The following is a 20944-nucleotide window of genomic DNA, read 5'->3' on the forward strand; positions in this document are numbered from 1 at the left end:
TTATTGAAGAATCTTCTCTTGCCAAGGTGAGTTCCTTAGCCAAAGTTTCTTTCTTTAAAAAGGTACAAAAAAAGAAATCAGAATAACTTCTGATTTCTTTTGGAATAAACTTATTTATTTACGTTTTCCCATTTCCAGTTGTGTACTTCTGGAATATCATCACCATGTTCACGGATGTAAGCATTGTGGAAGGCGATTGTTTCGTCCATTTGAGCTACGAATTTAGCTGCTTCTGCTCCAAGAGCTGCATTAGCTGCATCTTGTGCCAAGTGGAAGCGATCCAACTCAGACATCACACGCATATCGAATGGTGTTGTGATATCTCCGTTTTCACGGTAACCATGTACACGAAGGTTATGGTTATGACGATTGAAGAAGATATCACGGATCATACCTTCGTAACCGTGGAAGGCAAAGATCACTGGTTTATCAGTTGTGAAGACTTTGTCGAACTCTTCATCTGAAAGTCCACGCGCATCAACGGATGGATGACGCAATTTCAAGATATCTACCACATTGACAAAGCGGATCTTCAATTCTGGGAAGGCCTTGTGCAAGATTGTGATGGCTGCAAGAGCTTCAAGGTTTGGCTCTGTACCTGCAGCTGCAATGACAAGATCTGGCTCTTCATCTGCTGAAACAGTAGATGCCCAATCGATCACCTTGTATCCTTCACGAACCAATTCCTCTGCTTCATCAGCTGAGTAGAATTGAGGACGTGGGTGTTTTGAAGTAACAATCAAGTTTACCTTGTCTTCTGCCTTGAAGGCTTTATCCATCACTGCAAGCAGGCTATTGGTATCTGCTGGCAAGTATTCACGGATGTATTCAGGAGTTTTCTCAGCCAAGTGAGTCAAGATACCTGGATCTTGGTGAGTGTAGCCATTGTGGTCTTGTTGGAAAACAGTTGAAGTCGCAATCAAGTTCAAGGCAGGGTAGTTTTTACGCCATGTCGTATGTGTCTTAGATTTACGCAACCATTTGAAGTGTTGAGTAATCATAGAGTCTACAACACGAAGGAAGGATTCGTAAGAAGCGAAGAATCCATGACGACCTGTCAAGACATATCCTTCCAGCATTCCTTCTGCTTGGTGCTCAGACAATTGAGAGTCAATGACACGTCCAGCAGGGCTCAAAGCTTCATCGTAGTCTGGTTTCGTACGTCCTAACCATTGACGGCTTGTCCGAGTGAAGACTTCTTGAAGACGGTTTGATTTGGTTTCATCTGGTCCAAAGATACGGAAGTTATGTGGGTTCGCATCCACAAGATCTGCTGCATACTTACCAAACTCGATCATATCTTGGGCCATGATAGCACCTGGTGTTTCAATCTTGAAGGCATGTTTCTTCCAATCAGCAGTGTCCATTGGTTTGATGACACCTGCGTTTGTGATTGGGTTCATAGCCATGCGACGGTCACCTTTTGGTGCAATTTCGGCAATTTCAGGAAGCAATTTACCAGTTTCGTCGAACAATTCAGCTGGACGATATGATTCCAACCATGAAAGAAGAGCATCCACATGCTCCATATGGTGAGCATCTACTGGGATTGGAACTTGGTGAGCACGGAATCCACCCTCGATTGGTGTACCTTCCCAAGCTTTTGGTCCAGTCCAACCTTTAGGAATACGAGCAATCAAGACAGGATATACTGGTTGAGTTGCTTCTTCTGCAGAACCTTTACGAGCTTCTGCTTGGACTTTCTTGATTTCTTCAATCGCTTCGTCCAATTTTTCTGCAAACAAAGCATGAGCTGCTTCGTGGTCGTCAGAAATAGCTGTTACGTCTGCAAAGATTGGTTTCCATCCAAGACCTTCAAAGAAGAGGGCCAATTCTTCGTCTGTTTTGCGTTCAAAGATCGTTGGGTTGTGGATCTTCCCACCGTTGAGGTAGAAGATTGGAAGAACAGCACCATCGTTAACTGGGTTCAAGAAGGTATTAGCCAACCAACCAGCCATCAATGGACCAGTTTCTCCTTCACCATCACCGATTACGGTTGCAGCAATCACATCTGGATTGTCCAAAACAGCTCCAGCTGCGTGAGAAAGAGCATAACCAAGCTCTCCACCTTCATGGATAGATCCTGGAGTTTCAGGTGCCGCGTGAGAGGCAATCCCTCCTGGGAATGAGAAGATTTTACATAGGTGTTTAAATCCTTCTTCATTTTGTGGGATATTTGGATTCAATTCTGTGTAAGAACCATCTAAGTAAGAGTTGGACACCATAACTTGTCCACCATGACCTGGTCCTTCAATGTAGAACATATCCAAGTCGTATTTGTTGATGGTACGGTTCAAGTGAGCATAGATAAAGTTTTGTCCTGGTACAGTTCCCCAGTGTCCGATTGGGTGAGCCTTCAAGTCGTTTTCAACCACTTCACGTTTCAACAATGGGTTGTCTTTCAAGTACATTTGAGCAGCCGAAATGTAGTTGGCTGCACGCCACCACGCATCCACTTTATCCAAGTAAGCTTTGCTGTTAAAATCAACAGTCATATTGTCTCCTCTCAAATTCTAGCTATGATTCTGATGAATTAGAATCCAGTGCAAGTATTTAGGTTATAAACATTCTATTTCATTCATATGAAGACAGAACGAACGCGAACCAAATTTAATTCAATTCTTCTCTATTCTATCAATAATTTAGCTTTTTGTATATAGAAAAAATTAAAAAAAATATAGTTTTTTATAAAAAGTTGCAAATCTCTTCTAAAATCAAAGTATTTTTCAATCATTTTACAAACAGGTTTTTGCTTAGAACGCTCAAAAAGCCTTTGAAATCAGCTATCTATAAATTTCCTTGTCACATAAAATCTTTCATGATATACTTTAGATATCAAACTAAAGGAGATCGTTATGATGAAGGAAAAACGCAATAAAGGATTTGTGTCCGGTCTGGTGCTTGCCCTTGTCTTTCTTGCATTCGCAGGATTAGTATTTTCATTATGGATGGGACGCCAGAACCCTTCTACGAGCTTTGCGAAGGCAGAAAAGTCTGGGGACCCTGTAACGATGCAAGTCTATGATATTACACGAGAACCTGTCGGAACTGTAGATAACGGCCACGTCCTCTATATCGTCCAGTACGATAACCAAAACGATGGTAAGTTTGCAGGGATCGAAGCCAAAAAAGACGATGCGACGATTAAAGAAATCGTTGATAAGGCAAAAAATGGGGAACTGCTGACCAAACCTTATCAACTAAAGGGAACGCAATTAGCCCCTTTGGCAAAGGATAGCAAAAATACGTCTCGTAACGGTCGCCTTGTCGGCTATAGCGACTACATCCATTCCCTTCTCGACCCGACTTCTGTCGTGTCACTTAATATGACGACCAGCTATTACTTAAGCTTCACAGAGTACAACAAAGACTCCTTATTCCTCTTAATTGGTTCAGCTGCTCTTGCTGGACTTTCTATCATAATGGTCGTAGCCAGCTTCTCCCTTCGGAAACGGACCATTGCTTCCTATCAGGAACTCCACCAAAACTATCCCGAACTCCAAGGAGATCTGTCCCGCCTGTCTGATGAAGCCAGCTACTACAATCAAGACTTAAAAGTTATCTTGTACAAAAATCATTTGATTACCTATTTCAGAGGAACGCAAACGATTGATTTACGAGAGGTTCAACAACTATACTTACATGTCACTCGAGTTCGTCAATCAGGGATTGCTCGCTCAATCTTCCAATTGTGCTACATCCGCAAGGACAAACCAAAGAAACAGCACCGCCTAGCCATTAAGAATAAGAAGAACGCTGAAGAACAACTCTACACTCTTTTTGCACAGGTGTCTGAGAGATTCCCAGATGTCAAGGTTGGAATTTAAAGCTTTCCAACTCCCTTTGGAAATACTTTTCTCAGCACTAAAATCCCCTCATCAGAATCAATTGATGAGGGGATTTTTTCTATTTAGGTCACATTTGAAACGAGAGGATTAAATCACTTTTTTACCATTTTTATAGACATCTGTCACTAGGTTGGTCGCAAAGAAATAGAAGAGATAATCTAGATTTGGTGCATCGTAAATCGTGATATCGGCCTGTTTTCCAGTATCAAAAGATCCAATAGTTTTGGCACGATCTACTGAATAAGCTGCATTAATAGTTACCGCATTGAGAATCTCAACTGGTGTCAAACGCATCATGAAGCAACCGAGGTGCATGGCAAACTGGAGATTGGCTGTCGGACAGGATCCTGGGTTACTGTCGGTTGTTAGGGTGATGGCCATCCCAGCATCCAGCATCTTACGAGCTGGTGCATAGGTATCTTCCATGAGGCTGAAGGTTGTAGCAGGCAAAAGATTTCCGATAACTTTTGCTGTGGCTAGTTTTTGAATGCCTTCATCGGTAATCACCATCAGGTGTTCTGCACTGGTGGATTCCAATTCAGCCGCAACGTCAACACCACCGATGGACTCGATTTCATCCGCATGGATCCGCAGTTTGAAGCCCATTTCCTTGGCTTTTGACAGAAGATAGCGGGACTCATCTGCTGTAAAGACACCCTTTTCACAGAAGATATCACAGAATTCAGCTAACTTTTCTTCCTTCACTTTTGGAAGCATTTGCTCAATAATGAGATCTAAATACTCTTTAGAACGGCCCTTGTACTCCGTCGGGATCGCATGAGCTGCCATAAAGGTCGAAACCAGATCAATTTCATGGTCACGGTCCAAGGCTGCTACTACATCTAGTTGGCGTTTTTCCGTTTCCCAATCCAAACCATAGCCACTCTTAGCCTCAACGGTGGTCACCCCATGACGTAGCATATAGTCCAACAGTCGTTTAGACTTGTCATAGAGATTGTCAAAAGATGCTTCACGTGTTGCCCGAACAGTACTCAGAATTCCACCGCCTTGGGCGAGGATGTCTAAGTAAGAAACACCCGCTAACTTTTTCGCAAACTCATGTTCACGACTGCCTCCATAGACCAAGTGAGTGTGGCAGTCAATCAAACCAGGAGTCGCAACTTTTCCTTCACAAGATTTTACTTCCGTATGGTCATCAATCAGTTCTGGATCGGGTTGACCTGTCCCAACTGCGAGGATTTTTCCATCCTTAATAGCGATATAAGCATCGGAAACGATTTGCGCTTCTGCCATCTCTTTTCCATAGAGAGGATGGCCTAAATCATTTGGACAAAACAACTGGTTAAAGTGGGTTAAGATTACATCAGCAGACATATGAAAACATTCCTTTCTATTTCCATTGTTATTCATTTTACAATTCTAAAGAAAAAGCGTCAAAAAAAAGTCAAAAAGTTTCTCCCTCATTTTTTTTTGCTTTATTAAAAATTAAATTTATTTTTGACTCTTTATTGACGTTTCTTGGATACAATAAAGAAAATATAAATTCATAGTCTACACATAAGGAGGTTCCTACTATGTCATTTATAGACGATAAAGAAATTGCAGCTGCTATGTCTGTCAAACTTGACTTTGATGTCCTTCCTGAAAAGGCAACTTTTCAAGAAGGTATCCGTCGTGCACCTGATAGAGGCTTCCGCTTAACGCAAGCTCAGACTGAGATTGCTCTTAAGAACGCTCTGCGTTACATCCCTAAAAAATTCCACCAAGAATTGATCCCAGAATTTCTGGAAGAACTAAAAACTCGCGGTCGGATCTATGGCTATCGCTTCCGTCCAAAAGATCGGATCTATGGAAAACCAATTGATGAGTACAAAGGAAAATGCACTGCTGCTAAGGCTATGCAGGTCATGATTGACAACAACTTGAGCTTTGAAATTGCCCTTTATCCATATGAATTGGTCACTTACGGAGAAACAGGTTCTGTCTGTGCTAACTGGATGCAATACAACTTGATCAAGAAATACTTGGAAGTCATGACAGAAGACCAAACCTTGGTGGTTGAATCTGGTCACCCTCTCGGCCTCTTCAAGTCTAAACCTGAAGCTCCTCGCGTCATCATTACCAACGGTCTCTTGATCGGTGAGTATGACAATATGCGCGACTGGGAAATCGCTGAAGAGATGGGCATTACCAACTACGGTCAAATGACGGCTGGTGGCTGGATGTATATCGGTCCTCAAGGAATCGTTCACGGTACCTTCAACACCCTTCTTAATGCCGGACGTCTCAAACTCGGTGTGCCTGATGATGGCGATTTAACTGGTAAACTCTTCATTTCATCTGGTCTCGGTGGAATGAGTGGAGCTCAAGGGAAAGCAGCTGAAATTGCAAAAGCTGTTGCCATCGTTGCAGAAGTGGACCGCTCTCGGATTGAAACCCGTCACTCTCAAGGTTGGATTAGCCAAGTGACAGACAGTGCCGAAGAAGCTGTGAAATTAGCTCAAGCAGCACTGGAAGCTGGTGAATCAACTTCTATTGCCTACCATGGAAATATCGTAGACTTGCTCGAATATGTCAATAAACACAATGTCCACGTTCATCTCTTGTCTGACCAAACCTCTTGCCACAACGTTTATGATGGTGGCTATTGCCCAGTTGGGATCAGCTTTGAAGAACGGACACGTTTGTTGGCAGAAGACAAAGAAACCTTCCATCGCTTGGTCGATGAAACCTTGGCTCGTCACTTCGCAGTGATTAAAGATTTGACTGCTAAGGGCACCTACTTCTTCGACTACGGTAATGCCTTTATGAAATCTGTTTACGACTCTGGCATCAAGGAAATTTCTAAAAATGGTTTGGATGACAAGGACGGCTTCATTTGGCCATCTTATGTTGAAGATATCATGGGACCTATGCTCTTTGACTATGGTTATGGTCCATTCCGTTGGGTCTGCCTCAGCGGTAAACATGAAGACTTGATCGCAACTGACCATGCAGCTATGGAAGCGATTGATCCAACTCGTCGCTACCAAGACCGCGACAATTATAACTGGATCCGCGATGCTGAAAAGAACCAATTAGTCGTTGGTACGCAAGCTCGTATCCTCTATCAAGATTGTATGGGACGTGTCAATATCGCTTTGAAATTCAATGAACTCATTCGCCAAGGCAAGATTGGACCGGTAATGATTGGACGTGACCACCATGACGTATCTGGTACAGATGCTCCATTCCGTGAAACCTCCAATATCAAAGATGGTTCAAACGTTACTTGCGATATGGCGGTTCAATGTTACGCCGGTAACGCCGCTCGCGGTATGAGTCTCGTGGCTCTCCACAATGGTGGTGGTACTGGTATCGGTAAGGCCATCAACGGAGGATTTGGTCTCGTTCTAGACGGTAGCCACCGGATCGACGAAATCATCAAATCTGCGATTGCCTGGGATACCATGGGTGGGGTTGCTCGTCGGAACTGGGCAAGAAATAACCATGCGATTGAAACAGCTATCGAATACAACCGTCTCCATGCAGGAACAGACCACATCACCATTCCTTATCTGGCAGATGAAGATTTGGTCAAAGATGCGGTTCAAAAATTGTTTTAACATCAAAAAATAAAAACTGAGAAAGGGGAGGAAATACAAAGACTCCTCCTCCCCACCTTCTCCTATAAAAAGAGGTAATCATATGGCAAAAATTGTTGAGTGTATTCCAAACTTTTCTGAAGGACGCAATCAAGCTGTGATCGACGGATTAGCAGCAACAGCAAAAAGTATTCCAGGTGTTACACTGCTGGACTACTCGTCTGACGCCAGTCACAACCGTAGCGTCTTTACACTCGTTGGGGATGAAGAAAGCATTCAAGAAGTTGCTTTCCAATTGGTAAAATACGCATCTGAAAACATCGATATGACCAAGCACGAAGGCGAACACCCTCGTATGGGAGCAACAGACGTTTGTCCTTTCGTTCCAGTCAAAGATATCACAACAGATGAATGTGTCGAAATCGCCAATAAAGTAGCCGAACGCATCAATCGTGAATTGGGTATTCCAATCTTCCTTTATGAAGATGCTGCAACTCGCCCAGAACGGAAAAACTTGGCGAAGGTCCGCAAAGGACAATTTGAAGGAATGCCAGAAAAACTGTTGGAAGAAGACTGGAAGCCAGACTACGGTGAACGCAAGATTCATCCAACTGCAGGGGTTACAGCCGTTGGTGTCCGGATGCCACTCGTTGCTTTCAATATCAACCTTGACACAGATGATCTAGAAATTGCCAACAACATTTCTAAAGTCATTCGTGGATCTAGCGGAGGATACAAATACTGTAAAGCAATCGGTGTCATGCTAGAAGATCGCAACATCGCTCAAGTCTCAATCAACATGGTCAACTTGGAAAAATTCCCATTGTATCGTGTCGTTGAAACCGTTCGTTTCGAAGCACAACGCTACGGAGTTCGCATCACTGGAACAGAACTCATTGGTCTGGCTCCTGCTAAGGCTCTGATTGACTCTGCTGAATACTACTTGCAATTAGAAGACTTTGACTATAGCAAACAAGTCTTGGAAAATCACTTGTTGGGTTAGAAAGGGAGTTTTATGAAACTAGTTGACTTAAGTATTACAGAGTTTGCCAAGGTTCTTGGTTCAGATGCCCCAGCTCCAGGTGGCGGTTCTGCTGCTGCCCTATCTGCTGCAAACGGGATTTCCCTTACAAAAATGGTCTGTGAACTGACCATTGGTAAGAAAAAATACGCTGAATTTGAAGACCACATCAAAGGGGTTCACGAAAAAAGTGCCCAACTCCAAGACCAATTACTAGAAGCCATCGACAAAGATACAGAAGCTTTCAACGTTGTATCAGCAGTCTTTGATCTTCCAAAGGAAACGGAAGAAGAGAAAGCCGCTCGTCGTGAAGCCATGCAAAAAGCTTTGAAACATGCGACAGTATCTCCTTTCTCTATGATGGAGCTCATCGTTGAAGCGCTTGAAACAACAAAAGAAGCTGTTGGTAAGTCCAACACCAATGCGGCGAGTGACTTAGGAGTGGCTGCTCTCAATCTCAAGGCTGGACTTCAGGGGGCTTGGCTCAATGTCCTGATCAACATTTCAGGAATCAAGGACCAAGACTTCGTCCAAGAATACCACAGCAAGGGACTCGAACTCCTCCAAACAGGCTCTGAGCTTGCAGATAACATTTACCAAACTATTTTAGAAAGCCTATCATAAACCTATCAATCAACTTTATAACTTCAATACCTACAAAGAAAGAAGGGATTCTATGGTTTTATCGGATATTGAGATTGCCAATTCTGTCCAAATGAAGCCCATCACAGAAATTGCTGCTGAACTTGGATTGACTGAAGACGACATTTCGCTCTACGGAAAATACAAGGCAAAAATTGATAGCAATCAACTGGAACAACTAAAGGACAAGGAAGATGGAAAGCTGATTCTCGTGACAGCCATCTCTCCTACTCCTGCCGGAGAAGGAAAGACAACCACCTCTGTTGGACTAGTAGATGCCCTCTCTGCTATCGGTGAGAAAGCGGTCATTGCCCTCCGCGAACCTTCACTTGGCCCTGTCTTTGGGATCAAAGGTGGAGCCGCCGGTGGTGGGTACGCCCAAGTGGTTCCAATGGAAGATATCAACCTTCATTTTACCGGAGACTTCCATGCCATTGGGATTGCCAACAACCTCCTTGCAGCCTTGATTGACAACCACATCCATCATGGCAATGAGTTGGGCATCGATTCTCGTCGCATCACCTGGAAACGGGTGGTCGACATGAACGACCGTCAGCTCCGCCATATTGTCGATGGCCTTCAAGGAAAGACGAACGGGGTTCCTCGTGAAGATGGCTTTGACATCACAGTGGCCTCTGAAATCATGGCTATTCTCTGTCTCTCAGAAAATATCCTTGACCTCAAAGAACGCCTCGATCGCATCATTATCGGGTACAACTACCAAGGACAACCAGTGACAGCCAAAGACCTCAAGGCTGGAGGTGCCATGGCAGCTGTTCTCAAAGATGCCATCCATCCAAACTTGGTACAAACCTTGGAGCATACTCCGGCTATCATCCACGGCGGACCATTTGCCAATATTGCTCATGGCTGTAACAGTGTGCTAGCTACTAAACTAGCCCTCAAATATGCAGACTATGTCGTGACAGAAGCTGGCTTCGGAGCAGACCTCGGTGCTGAAAAATTCATCGATATCAAGTGCCGTATGGCCGGACTCAAACCTGCTGCCGTTGTCCTCGTCGCAACCATTCGCGCTCTCAAGATGCATGGTGGAGTTGCCAAAGCAGACTTGTCTACTGAAAATGTCCAAGCCGTGATCGATGGTCTGCCAAACCTGGACAAACACTTGGCCAACATCCAAGAAGTCTACGGTCTACCTGTGGTCGTTGCCATCAACAAATTCCCGCTGGATACAGAGGCTGAGCTAGAAGCTGTCTATGAATCTTGTAAAAAACGCAATGTAGATGTTGTTATTTCAGATGTCTGGGCACATGGTGGAGCTGGTGGTCGTGACCTAGCTGAAAAAGTCATTCAACTAGCTCAAGAAGAAAACCACTTCTCTTATGTCTATGACGAAGAAGACAGCATTGAAACAAAATTGACCAAGATTGTCACAAAAGTTTATGGTGGTAAAGGCATTAACTTAACACCGGCGGCCAAACGCGAACTCAAAGAATTGGAAGCACTTGGTTTCTCCAACTACCCAATCTGTATGGCCAAAACGCAATATTCCTTCTCGGATGATGCCAAGAAGATCGGAGCACCGAAAGATTTCACTGTCAAAATCAGCAACCTTAAGGTGGCAGCAGGAGCTGGCTTTATCGTTGCTCTCACAGGAACGATCATGACCATGCCTGGCCTACCAAAAGTTCCAGCCAGTGAAAAGATTGATATCGATGCCCAAGGCAATATCACTGGTCTCTTTTAAGAAAGAGGACGTCCTATGGTGACTATCCTTCATCTTACCCCCGCAGATTATCAAATTTCTACTTGGTCTGGTGGCCAAACTACCCAACTCTTCCTCTCCCCAAAAGAGGGAAGTTATCCTGATCGGAACTTTGACTTTCGCCTCTCCACCGCAACGGTAGAGATTGAAACAAGTGACTTTACAGATCTCACTGGCTACCACCGAATCTTGATGCCTCTGACTTCATCGATTACACTCACCCATCAAAAGAAAGAAGTGGTTTTGAAGCCATTTCAAAGCTACTTCTTTGACGGGGGAGACCCTGTATCTAGCCAAGGGACCTGTCAAGATTTTAATCTCATCTATAAACCTTCCTATCAGGGGCATATGAGTGCTATATCCCCAAAAGAAAGTGTCACGAGTCAGAGTCGCTATCAATGGATCTATGCTCTCTGTCCACTAACACTTGAATGGAAAAAGGGACAATCCTACTCCCTCCAAACTCACGAGCTCCTGTTTATCGAACAAGCATCTCCTCTTCAAGAGATGACAATCACGTTTTCACCCCATCAGTCTGGGGAGCAACCGATTGCTATCTGGACTGCGCTAAAATAATGTTTAAAAGGAGAGACATTATGAACGGAGCACATAAACAGTCGATTGAGGAACAAGAAAAAGCGAAATTCAGCTTTAGCGGTGCCACTCTATACGGTATCAATGCCGTAATCGGATCTGGTATCTTCCTCTTACCTCAAAAAATTTATGCCGGATTAGGACCAGCTTCTCTAGCTGTCATGTTCGGGGTAGCTGTTCTCGTCATGCTACTATCAGCCTGTCTGGCTGAAACGGCTGGCTACTTCGACAAAAACGGTGGAGCCATGCAATACTCAAAAGCAGCTTTCGGAGACTTCGTCGGCTTTAACGTTGGGATTCTAGGATGGGCCGTTACCGTTATTGCTTGGGCTGCCATGTTGGCCGGTTTTGCTAAAATCTTCATCATTACTTTCCCAGCATTCGAAGGCTATAACCTACCGATTAGTATCGTGATGTTGGTTCTCTTGAGTATTATGAACATTGCCGGTCTGAAAACATCTAAGATGTTCACTCTGACAGCTACTGTTGCAAAATTAATTCCGATTGTCCTCTTCTCTCTCTTCGCTATCTTCTTCATTTCAGGTGGCGTGAGCAAGGGCAACTTCACACCTTTCCTTCAATTGGAAAGTGGATCAAATCTCTTTAGTGCTATTTCGAGTACCGCCGTTTACATCTTCTACGGATTTATCGGATTCGAAACCATGTCCATCGTTGCAGGGGAAATGCGTAACCCTGAAAAGAACGTTCCCCGCGCTATCTTGGGATCCATCAGTATCGTATCTGTCCTCTACATGTTGATCATCGCAGGAACAATCGCTATGCTGGGTGGACGTATCATGGAAACCGGTGCACCTGTTCAAGACGCATTTGTTGAAATGATTGGCCCTATCGGAGCTCCACTCGTTTCTTACGGTGCCCTCATTTCAATCGCCGGTCTAAACATTGGTGAATCCATCATGGTTCCTCGTTTCGGTGCGGCCCTAGCAGACGAAAAACTCTTGCCAGCCGGTCTTGGAAAAACAAACTCTAAGAATGCTCCAGTCGTAGCCATTATCATTTCCGGTGCCTTTGCATTCTTACTCTTGTTATCTGGATCTTTCGAATCATTAGCAACCTTCAGTGTTGTCTTCCGTTTCTTCCAATACATTCCAACTGCTTTGGCAGCCATCAAACTCAGAAAAATGTACCCAGACAAAAAGGTTACCTTCCGAGTGCCATTTGGTCCTGTTATTCCAGTTCTAGCTGTTGTGATCAGTATCTTGATGATTGCAGGGGACAACATGATGAACTTTGTTTGGGGGGCTATCGGTCTAGTAATTGCTAGTGGACTTTACTATGTCTTTCACGGTAACAAACTACCTAAAAAACAAAGTAATCCTCACTAATTTTATTTACACACTAGATGGGAACTTTAGCGGGAGTAAAGCATTCCTTTGCTCCCTAGCCCATCTAAGATTCCACGAATATCAAACCTGAGCTCTTTTCTCTAAAACTTCTTTTAATTATCCTAAGAGCAATATACAATGGGCTCATGTTTGCTATTCAAACCGAAGTAAACACATCTACTTCTACAGAACAATTCATAATCGGAGGTTTTATATGACTCAATTGATTCATTTAGATGGTAACAGCTTAACACTCGAAGAAGTCATCGCCGTCGCTCGGCACGGTGCCCAATGTGAGTTAGACGAAGCAGCCAAAGAAGCTGTCATCGCATCTCGTAAAATTGTTGATGATATCGTCCGTGAAAAACGTGTTGTCTATGGTGTGACCACTGGATTTGGCTCCCTCTGTAATGTCAGCATTTCTCCAAAAGATACTGTCCAACTGCAAGAAAACTTGATTCGTACCCACGCATCTGGTTTTGGTGATCCACTTCCAGAAGATGCCGTTCGTGCCATCATGCTCATCCGGATCAACTCGCTCTTAAAAGGCTATTCTGGCATTCGTCTGTCAACTGTTGAAAAACTATTAGAATTGCTTAACAAAGGAGTGACTCCTTATATCCCAGAAAAAGGATCACTCGGAGCTTCCGGAGACCTTGCCCCCCTTTCTCATATGGTGCTCCCAATGTTGGGACTTGGACACGCCTACTACAAAGGTCAACTTTTAAGTGGTCAAGAAGCTCTCAATCAAGCTGGTATTGAAAAGATCCAATTGGCCGCCAAAGAAGGGCTTGCTTTGATCAATGGTACGACTGTCCTAACTGGTATCGGTGCTCTTGCAACCTATGATGGCATCCAATTGCTCAAACTGTCTGACATTGCTGGTGCTCTTTCAATGGAAGTCCACAATGGGATTACCAGCCCATTTGAAGAAGACCTTCATACCATCCGTCCTCAAAGTGGACAATTGGCAACTGCTCGCAATATCCGTAACCTCCTTGAAGGAAGCAAAAACACCACTGTTGCGACCCAACAACGGGTCCAAGACCCTTATACACTCCGTTGTATCCCTCAAATCCATGGAGCCAGCAAGGACTCTATTGCTTATGTAAAAACAAAAGTTGAAATCGAAATCAACTCTGTGACAGATAACCCAATCATCACCAAGGAAGGACACGTCATCTCCGGAGGTAACTTCCACGGTGAACCAATGGCACAACCATTTGACTTCTTGGGTATTGCCCTTTCTGAGATCGGAAACGTATCTGAACGTCGGGTGGAACGCTTGGTCAACAGCCAGCTTAGTAAATTGCCATCCTTCTTGGTCAAACATCCTGGCCTCAACTCAGGCTTCATGATTACGCAGTATGCTTGTGCCTCTCTTGCATCTGAAAACAAAATCTTGTCTCACCCAGCCAGCGTTGACTCTATCCCATCTTGTGAAAACCAAGAAGACTTCGTCAGCATGGGAACTACAGCAGCTCGTAAAGCAGCAGAAATCCTTAAGAATTCACGCCGCATCGTTGCTACTGAAATTATGGCGGCCTGCCAAGCCTTGGATCTCAAACCAGAAAACCATGAACTTGGTAAAGGTACAAAACCAGCCTATGACATGATTCGCAGCAAGGTATCCTTCATTGAATTTGACAAGGACATCGAAATCTTCGAAGAACTTAATAAGGCATCTGCCGTTGTTGAAAGTGAAGAATTCTTAGCAACCATCGAAAAAGCAGTTGACTTAAGCATTCAATACTGATACAGTAAGGATACAGCAGAAAAAGGCTGAGAAAATTTCTCAGCCTTTCCCTTTCTAGCCTAATACAAACAAACGGAGGCATGTAACGTGCTTAGAGATTATTACCCAATGACTTACAGTTATTACCAAGGCAGTATTGAAGACAATCCCTATACAGCCAAATGGGGTATGCTGACGAAGTTTTTGGATTTGAATGATGAAACCTTGACTCCTTTTGAAGAAGTCACCTTTGGAATCCTTGGTTTTAAAAGCGATAAAGGAGTCTATATCAATAACGGCCGCGTCGGTGCTGTCGAAAGCCCTAATGCTATTCGAACCCAACTCGCCAAACTTCCTTGGCACTGGGGCACCAACGTCACAGTTTTTGATGTCGGAAATATCGATGGCCCCAATCGTTCTCTTGAAGATTTGCAAGAGAGCCTCTCTCTAACTGTCAAACGGATGTTGGAGCTAAATATTCAACCAATCGTCCTCGGTGGAGGGCATGAAACGGCTTATGGTCACTACCTGGGCCTCAAATCCTCCTTGCAATCAGATGAACAATTGGCTGTCATCAACCTAGATGCTCACTTTGACCTGCGTCCTTACGACCAAACTGGTCCCAACTCTGGAACAGGATTTCGCCAAATGGCAGACCACGCAAAAGAAGAGAGCCAGGATTTCCCTTACTTGATCTTGGGCATTCAGGAACATAGCAACAATTTATTCCTATTCAACTATGTAGCTAAAACACCAAGCATTGATTTCTTAACAGGACAAGATCTCTTCCGGATGAGCCACCAGGCTATTCTTGATCGGATTGATCAATTCTTAGAAAAACAGACAGCGATTTACCTCTCCATCGATATGGACTGCTTTGCCGTTGGTTCTGCCCCTGGTGTCAGTGCCATCCAGTCACTAGGTGTGGATCCAAAACTAGCCCTAATGTTGCTCCAACACATTGCAGCTAGCGGCAAACTGATTGGATTTGATATTGTGGAAGTTTCCCCTCCTCATGATATTGACAACCACACCTCCAACCTTGCCGCCACCTTTATCTTTTACTTGACCCAAATCTTGTCTCAACAAAAATAAGATTCAAAACCTCTCTAACATACAAAAGGCTTATCAACATCCAGCCCTTGGGTGTTGATAAGCCTTTTTTCATTCTTCCTTCATGACATTTGATGAGCTACACTAGAGATTTTTTAATCTCTTGAGGAAGGGACGGTCTCTATACGGAGTCAGATGTTGCTCTGCCAGTTTCTTGTAGTAATTCTTATCTTCTTTCAAGAAAGTGCTCAAAGCAGGATTCAGTTGCTCTCCTTGCTCCTTCTGGGCCGCCAAGAAGGCCAAGAGATAATACACCATCCCCTTGTCTCGTGCATTCATCGTTTGCTTCATGGCTCCTTCTTTACGAGATAGGTAAGTTGCCACCTTCTCTTGTTCCCCGAAATGACAGGCGATTAAGGATTGATAAAATCCGAGCAGTTCTTCCTTCCAAGGAAAGCGAACACTGGACAAAACCTTTTGAGCCCTGTCAAAATAGAATCGGGCTTGGACCAAATCCCCCTTCCAATAGTAGGCAATCCCAAGATCAATTTCAAACACCACTCGGACTGAATCAACAGATTGATTTCCCACCAAGCGTAGGACCTCTTCCAAATGGGTGACAGCTACTTGAAAATGCCCTCTCACTTGCTCTATTTCAGCAAGGTAGGCTAAAGATGCTGCAATTTGAATGGCATACTTGGCCTGCATGCTATTGGTCAGACTAAAGCAATCAATGGAGCGATAGAGGTGGCGGGTCGCCTGCTCCTCATCCCCTACCATCAAATGGTACAAACCCTTCAAGCGTAACTGAATCGCAATCGCTTCATGGTTGTTGGCCTGAATCGCATCTTCTAAAGCCAAATCTGTGTAATAGGCCATTTCAGAAATATTTTCTGTTTGAATGCAATAATAAATGATTTGCCGGTACCCTTCTAAAAGAAAGTCGAGCAGTTTGAGTTCCCGCGCATAGGAGATGACCTTTTGAATATCATGAATCCCCTTTTGGTACTCACCACTTCGAATGAAGTAGCGCCCCTCTAGATACAAGTAGCGCAGTTGCAAATACTTGTAGTCTCTATCTTTTTGGTGTCGTGAAAAAAGCTGATCCAGTTCTCGACGAAGACGAGAGAGTTCCCCAAAAATGTCCAAATGGCTATTTTTCCCATCGGATACTCCCCCTTCTTCTCCCTTGGAGTATATTGGGAATAGTTCATGTTCCAACTGGAGGATTTCTTCTAAGTAGGTCAGCTCAAAAGACAAGGAACGCAAGAGATTTTGGGACTGCTTGTATTGGTAAGCTATTTCCTTATAGAAGAGCAGGTCTGTCGAATCTTCTAAGGTTTCTTCCAGTTTTTGCGCGATTTGTTGATGGAAGAGACGCCGTCTGGCTGGTGACAGGAGTTGGTAGAAGTACATGGCTACCAATTGCTTGCAAAATTGGACTAAGAGATCCTCCCCTTCCTCCACTATTGAGATGATTCCTCTTTGAGCTAAAGGATCTAATAATGCAGTTAAAACAGAAAGATCTGTAGCTGTCAAATCGGCCAAGATAGACATGGATATCGGCTTATGAAAACAAGACAAATAATGAAGAAGGGACTCCTCTTCACTGCTCAAGTCACCCAGCTCTTGAGACAGATAGGCTTGAATGATATCAGGTAAGGGCTCTAAACTTTCCTTCTCTTTCCACTCTTCTATATAGCTGGACAACAAGAAGGGACTACCTTCACTCCACTCCATCATTTGCTCGATCAGGGCTGGTTCTATCTGCCCCAGTTGCCCTTGCAAGAGTAATCGACTTTCACTCGGATCAAAATTGGTCAACTCTAGCTGGGACAACCGTCTCTCGACTTTTAAACTCCCAAAGAAGGTGACCAAGAATTCCGGCAAAGGCCCCTCAGCTGTAACAATCAGTTGCCATCTTTCCCCTCTACTTTTCTCCTCCAATTGCTTTACTTTATTGAATGAGGCCGCATCCATCCACTGAGCATTTTCAAGCAGAATCAGGAGAGGTTTTTCTTGGCTGAGTCTTTGAAGGTGCTTCCGGACAGCAGGGAGATTATCCGCTTTTCCTAGAGGAGGAGCTTCCAAGCCCCCACTCACTTTCTCTAGGGAAGCTTTGAGGTCGTCCCAGATCCCTCCTTCTTCTTGGCGACTGCCGACTTTGCCTTCTACCTTAACAAAGCTAAAACTACGATTGGACAACAAGACCAATTGACGCAATAAACGTTTTTTGCCTGTTCCAGATTGCCCCATGACCAAGAGAGGGCCAACCGCTTCCCCCTTCTCTACTAAGGAGAGGTATTCTTCCAGTTGGGACAGTTCTTGTTTGCGACCAAAGAAAGGGAGTTCTCGGACATTCACACGATTGCTCTGTTTATGGGTGCGCTTAGCTTCCAAAACAGAATGATACAGTTCCTCTATCACTCGACTGGGACGAACATTCAGCTCACGATCCAATAAATCCACCAGCTTGTAATAGGTCTCAAAAAATTTCCCCAGCTGGTGATGAACTCTATAATACTCCATCAAGAGCTGGTAATTCTTTTCTTCAAATTCATCCAGCTCTACTAAATGGTGGAGTAAGGACTCTATACCAGGGTCTCCCAGCCCCTCTTTGTCAATCTTTTGATAACAGCTTTCAATATAGAGTTGCTTATAAGCGCTCCGTTTTCGCGAAGCCCACTGATCAAAGTCCTCATCATCCTTGACATAGAAGCCTTCTAAAAAGTCTCCCTGATAAAGATGTAAATTGCTTATAGGATCCCTTTCAAAAAGCTGGACATCCAAAGAAAGATTCAGCTCAGGATTAAGGGCCAGGCTACTCCTACTTGGAGAAACAATGACATCTCCTTCAAAGATTTTATTGGCTTGGTAAACAGTATTGCGTAGATTTTTCCGAGCGACTTGGTTTTCCTTATCCCCCCAGAGAATGCCCGCAATTTCATCACGGTTGACCTCACCTGATACGGCTAAGTAATAAAATAAAGCCTCCATCTTCGAGAAGGAAAAACGGATGTCTTTCTGTTGGAAAACAACCTTAGGGGGTCCAAATAACTTCAACGTGAGTTCTCTCTTCATTGCAAGCGCCTCCAAAATCTTCATATTAATACTATAAAAAAAAAGTTGTCATTTAGCAAGCGATTGGCCCAAGTAAAAAAGAGACTGAGAAAAATTTTTCTCAATCTCTACAATTCCTGCTTAGACTGTTGATTAAATCACTTCTAACTTTGGTTGGTGTTCAAATAAAGCTTTTGTTGCATGGTGGACATGATAGGCTACATCTTCATTGTTCATGGTGTAGAGATGGACACCGGCAACATCTTGTGTGACCAAATCAACGATTTGATCCACCGCATAGGCCAAACCAGCCGCACGAAGGGATTCTGGATCATGTTCATACTTATCCAGAATGGCTTTGAATTTCCGTGGGATATGAACATTTTCACAAGTCTTCAACAAGCGAAGGGCCTGGTTTCTGTTAAGAATTGGCATCACCCCTGCATGAATGGGAACATCAATTCCCGCCAAGGTACACTTATCTTGAAAATCGTAGAAACGCTCATTGTCAAAGAAAAGCTGAGTCACTAGGCTCGAACATCCAGCATCCACTTTCTTTTTCAGATTTTGAATATCTGAAATTTGGTTTGGCGAATCTGGGTGACCTTCTGGGTAACAAGCACCGATTACATCAAAGTGAGGAGCTTCTGTCTTGATAAACTCAATCAAGTCCGTTGCATAACGAAAGTCTTTTAAAGGCTCAATACCAGGAATAATATCTCCACGAAGGGCCAAGATCCGATGAACCCCTACTTGATCTAATTCATGAAGGGTATCTGCTACTTTTTCCTTGCTTAAATAGATGGCAGGTAAGTGGGCAATGGTCGGAATAGACAATTCATTCTGAATATGATTGGCTAAAGCAACCGTCGTCTCTTTGATATTGTATTTATTATTGCTAGCTGTCACACTGATAAAGTGTGGAGCTAATTCCTGCATATTTTCCAAGGCACGTAAGAGCTTGGCATTGCCTACTTCAGGATTTGGAGGGAAAACCTCAAAGGAGAGCGACGGTGTTTGCTTAGTCATCAAATGTATTCCTTTCTTGATTGAGCAATTCTTTTTTTGCTATCGAGCAAGCTTAGGAATTTCTACTTGCTTTATAGCGCTTTACGAGCAGCTTTTGCCGCTTCTACTAGACGGATCAAGCTTTCTTTTGTTTCTTTAATTCCACGTGTTTTCAAACCACAGTCAGGATTGATCCAAACTTTTCTGCTTGGTACTTTGGCAAGGATAGCTTCGATAGTGTGATCGATTTCGCCTTCGTTAGGCACACGAGGTGAGTGGATATCGTAAACCCCAGGTCCAACTTCTGTTTGGAAGTTTTTCGCTTTGAGTTCGTCCAAGATTTCAAGGTTTGAACGACTTGCCTCAAATGAGATGACGTCTGCATCCATGTTGTCGATAGCTGGGATGATATCTGTAAATTCTGAGTAACACATGTGAGTGTGGATTTGTGTATCTGGCGCTACTGTAGAGTGTACCAAGCGGAAGGCTGGAATAGCCCAGTCAAGGTAGTCTTCGTACCAGTCGCTACGACGGAGTGGCAATTTCTCACGAAGAGCAGCCTCGTCGATTTGGATAATCTTCACGCCTGCAGCTTCAAGGTCAAGAACTTCATCCTTGATTGCAAGAGCGATTTGAAGAGTAGAATCCTTGATAGAGATGTCTTCACGTGGGAATGACCAGTTAAGGATGGTAACAGGTCCAGTCAACATACCTTTAACAGGTTTGTCAGTACGGCTTTGTGCGTAGCTAGACCATTTCACAGTGATTGGGTTGAGACGAGTGACATCACCCCAGATGATTGGTGGTTTCACCCCACGCATACCGTATGATTGTACCCAACCATTCTTAGAGAAGAGGTAACCTGACAAGTTTTGACCGAAGTACTCAACCATGTCATTACGCTCGAATTCACCGTGTACAAGCACGTCAAATCCAACTTCTTCTTGCCATTTGATCCATTCGTCGATGGTTTCAGCAAGGAAGGCATCGTATTCTTCTTGTGACAATTCACCCTTACGGAAGGCCAAACGTTTAGCACGAACTTCCTTAGTTTGAGGGAATGAACCGATGGTTGTTGTTGGAAGGGCTGGAAGTTTGAAGGCATCTTCTTGGATAGCTTCACGTTCAGCAAAAGCTGGCAAACGAGTGTAGTCTGCATCAGTCAATCCAGCGATACGCGAACGAAGTTCCGCATTTGCTCCAACACGTTCAGTCGCAAAGAGTTCTTTGTTTGCTGCAAGAGCTTCTTCACCTTGACCATTGCGGATATCATCCAAATCACGGATCTCATCCAATTTTTCAACTGCAAAAGCAAAGTGGTTCAAGATAGCTGGTTCAAATTCTTCATTAGCAGTTGTAAATGGCA

14 protein-coding genes are annotated in these 20944 nt (G+C 43.9%); 9 read left to right on the top strand and 5 right to left on the bottom strand.

From position 1 onward, the window contains the following. Positions 1-110 precede the first annotated feature (110 nt). Complete coding sequence (locus QZ158_RS03315) at positions 111-2495, bottom strand: phosphoketolase (RefSeq protein ID WP_293874742.1); 2385 nt, start codon at positions 2493-2495, stop codon at positions 111-113. Positions 2496-2855: 360 nt separating this feature from the next. On the opposite strand from QZ158_RS03315, the gene QZ158_RS03320 reads away from it, so the two are divergent. After that, positions 2856-3827: a hypothetical protein gene (locus QZ158_RS03320; protein WP_293874744.1), complete on the top strand. Its 972-nt coding sequence runs from the start codon at positions 2856-2858 to the stop codon at positions 3825-3827. Between the two features lie 108 nt (positions 3828-3935). Here QZ158_RS03320 and hutI read toward each other — a convergent pair whose 3' ends face one another. Beyond that, the gene (gene hutI / locus QZ158_RS03325; protein WP_293874746.1) at positions 3936-5183 is read right to left on the bottom strand and encodes an imidazolonepropionase; all 1248 of its coding nucleotides are present in this window, start codon (positions 5181-5183) and stop codon (positions 3936-3938) included. 200 nt (positions 5184-5383) lie between these two features. Between hutI and QZ158_RS03330 the strand changes: the two genes are divergently transcribed. The 8 genes from QZ158_RS03330 to hutG all read left to right on the top strand — a co-directional run bounded on the left by QZ158_RS03330 (position 5384) and on the right by hutG (position 15552). Then, entirely contained in the window at positions 5384-7414 is a 2031-nt protein-coding gene (locus QZ158_RS03330; RefSeq protein ID WP_293874747.1) for a urocanate hydratase, read from the top strand. 82 nt (positions 7415-7496) lie between these two features. After that, the gene (gene ftcD, locus QZ158_RS03335; RefSeq protein ID WP_293874749.1) at positions 7497-8396 is read left to right on the top strand and encodes a glutamate formimidoyltransferase; all 900 of its coding nucleotides are present in this window, start codon (positions 7497-7499) and stop codon (positions 8394-8396) included. A 12-nt stretch (positions 8397-8408) separates the two neighbouring features. Continuing rightward, complete coding sequence (locus QZ158_RS03340) at positions 8409-9038, top strand: cyclodeaminase/cyclohydrolase family protein (protein WP_293874751.1); 630 nt, start codon at positions 8409-8411, stop codon at positions 9036-9038. A gap of 52 nt (positions 9039-9090) precedes the next feature. Then, positions 9091-10764 carry a formate--tetrahydrofolate ligase gene (locus QZ158_RS03345; protein WP_293874753.1) on the top strand — a complete coding sequence of 558 codons (1674 nt, stop codon included), beginning with the start codon at positions 9091-9093 and terminating at the stop codon, positions 10762-10764. A 15-nt stretch (positions 10765-10779) separates the two neighbouring features. Further along, positions 10780-11358 (top strand): HutD family protein, encoded by a 579-nt coding sequence (locus tag QZ158_RS03350; protein WP_293874755.1) that lies wholly within the window; start codon positions 10780-10782, stop codon positions 11356-11358. Between the two features lie 20 nt (positions 11359-11378). Further along, positions 11379-12722, top strand: coding sequence for an APC family permease (locus QZ158_RS03355; protein WP_293874757.1), 1344 nt, complete (start codon positions 11379-11381; stop codon positions 12720-12722). A 214-nt stretch (positions 12723-12936) separates the two neighbouring features. After that, positions 12937-14478: a histidine ammonia-lyase gene (gene hutH / locus QZ158_RS03360; RefSeq protein WP_293874759.1), complete on the top strand. Its 1542-nt coding sequence runs from the start codon at positions 12937-12939 to the stop codon at positions 14476-14478. A gap of 87 nt (positions 14479-14565) precedes the next feature. Next, positions 14566-15552 (top strand): formimidoylglutamase, encoded by a 987-nt coding sequence (gene hutG / locus QZ158_RS03365; protein ID WP_293874761.1) that lies wholly within the window; start codon positions 14566-14568, stop codon positions 15550-15552. Between the two features lie 102 nt (positions 15553-15654). Here the strand turns inward: hutG and QZ158_RS03370 are convergent, their stop codons facing one another. The 3 genes from QZ158_RS03370 to metE all read right to left on the bottom strand — a co-directional run. Continuing rightward, the gene (locus QZ158_RS03370) at positions 15655-18591 is read right to left on the bottom strand and encodes an AAA family ATPase (protein ID WP_293874763.1); all 2937 of its coding nucleotides are present in this window, start codon (positions 18589-18591) and stop codon (positions 15655-15657) included. Between the two features lie 132 nt (positions 18592-18723). Next, positions 18724-19599, bottom strand: coding sequence for a methylenetetrahydrofolate reductase [NAD(P)H] (metF, locus tag QZ158_RS03375; RefSeq protein WP_126404786.1), 876 nt, complete (start codon positions 19597-19599; stop codon positions 18724-18726). 71 nt (positions 19600-19670) lie between these two features. Then, a partial coding sequence (metE, locus tag QZ158_RS03380; RefSeq protein WP_293874767.1) for a 5-methyltetrahydropteroyltriglutamate--homocysteine S-methyltransferase occupies positions 19671-20944 on the bottom strand: 1274 nt, incomplete at its 5' end.

It is taken from the genome of Streptococcus sp. A12, assembly GCF_905372335.1.
Lineage (GTDB): Bacteria > Bacillota > Bacilli > Lactobacillales > Streptococcaceae > Streptococcus.

What these genes read in the sequence shown, in the direction of transcription:
- QZ158_RS03315 (WP_293874742.1), bottom strand. Translation starts at nt 2,495, where the DNA reads ATGACTGTTGATTTTAACAGCAAAGCTTACTTGGATAAAGTGGATGCG.
- QZ158_RS03320 (WP_293874744.1), top strand. Translation starts at nt 2,856, where the DNA reads ATGATGAAGGAAAAACGCAATAAAGGATTTGTGTCCGGTCTGGTGCTT.
- hutI (WP_293874746.1), bottom strand. Translation starts at nt 5,183, where the DNA reads ATGTCTGCTGATGTAATCTTAACCCACTTTAACCAGTTGTTTTGTCCA.
- QZ158_RS03330 (WP_293874747.1), top strand. Translation starts at nt 5,384, where the DNA reads ATGTCATTTATAGACGATAAAGAAATTGCAGCTGCTATGTCTGTCAAA.
- ftcD (WP_293874749.1), top strand. Translation starts at nt 7,497, where the DNA reads ATGGCAAAAATTGTTGAGTGTATTCCAAACTTTTCTGAAGGACGCAAT.
- QZ158_RS03340 (WP_293874751.1), top strand. Translation starts at nt 8,409, where the DNA reads ATGAAACTAGTTGACTTAAGTATTACAGAGTTTGCCAAGGTTCTTGGT.
- QZ158_RS03345 (WP_293874753.1), top strand. Translation starts at nt 9,091, where the DNA reads ATGGTTTTATCGGATATTGAGATTGCCAATTCTGTCCAAATGAAGCCC.
- QZ158_RS03350 (WP_293874755.1), top strand. Translation starts at nt 10,780, where the DNA reads ATGGTGACTATCCTTCATCTTACCCCCGCAGATTATCAAATTTCTACT.
- QZ158_RS03355 (WP_293874757.1), top strand. Translation starts at nt 11,379, where the DNA reads ATGAACGGAGCACATAAACAGTCGATTGAGGAACAAGAAAAAGCGAAA.
- hutH (WP_293874759.1), top strand. Translation starts at nt 12,937, where the DNA reads ATGACTCAATTGATTCATTTAGATGGTAACAGCTTAACACTCGAAGAA.
- QZ158_RS03370 (WP_293874763.1), bottom strand. Translation starts at nt 18,591, where the DNA reads ATGAAGAGAGAACTCACGTTGAAGTTATTTGGACCCCCTAAGGTTGTT.
- metF (WP_126404786.1), bottom strand. Translation starts at nt 19,599, where the DNA reads ATGACTAAGCAAACACCGTCGCTCTCCTTTGAGGTTTTCCCTCCAAAT.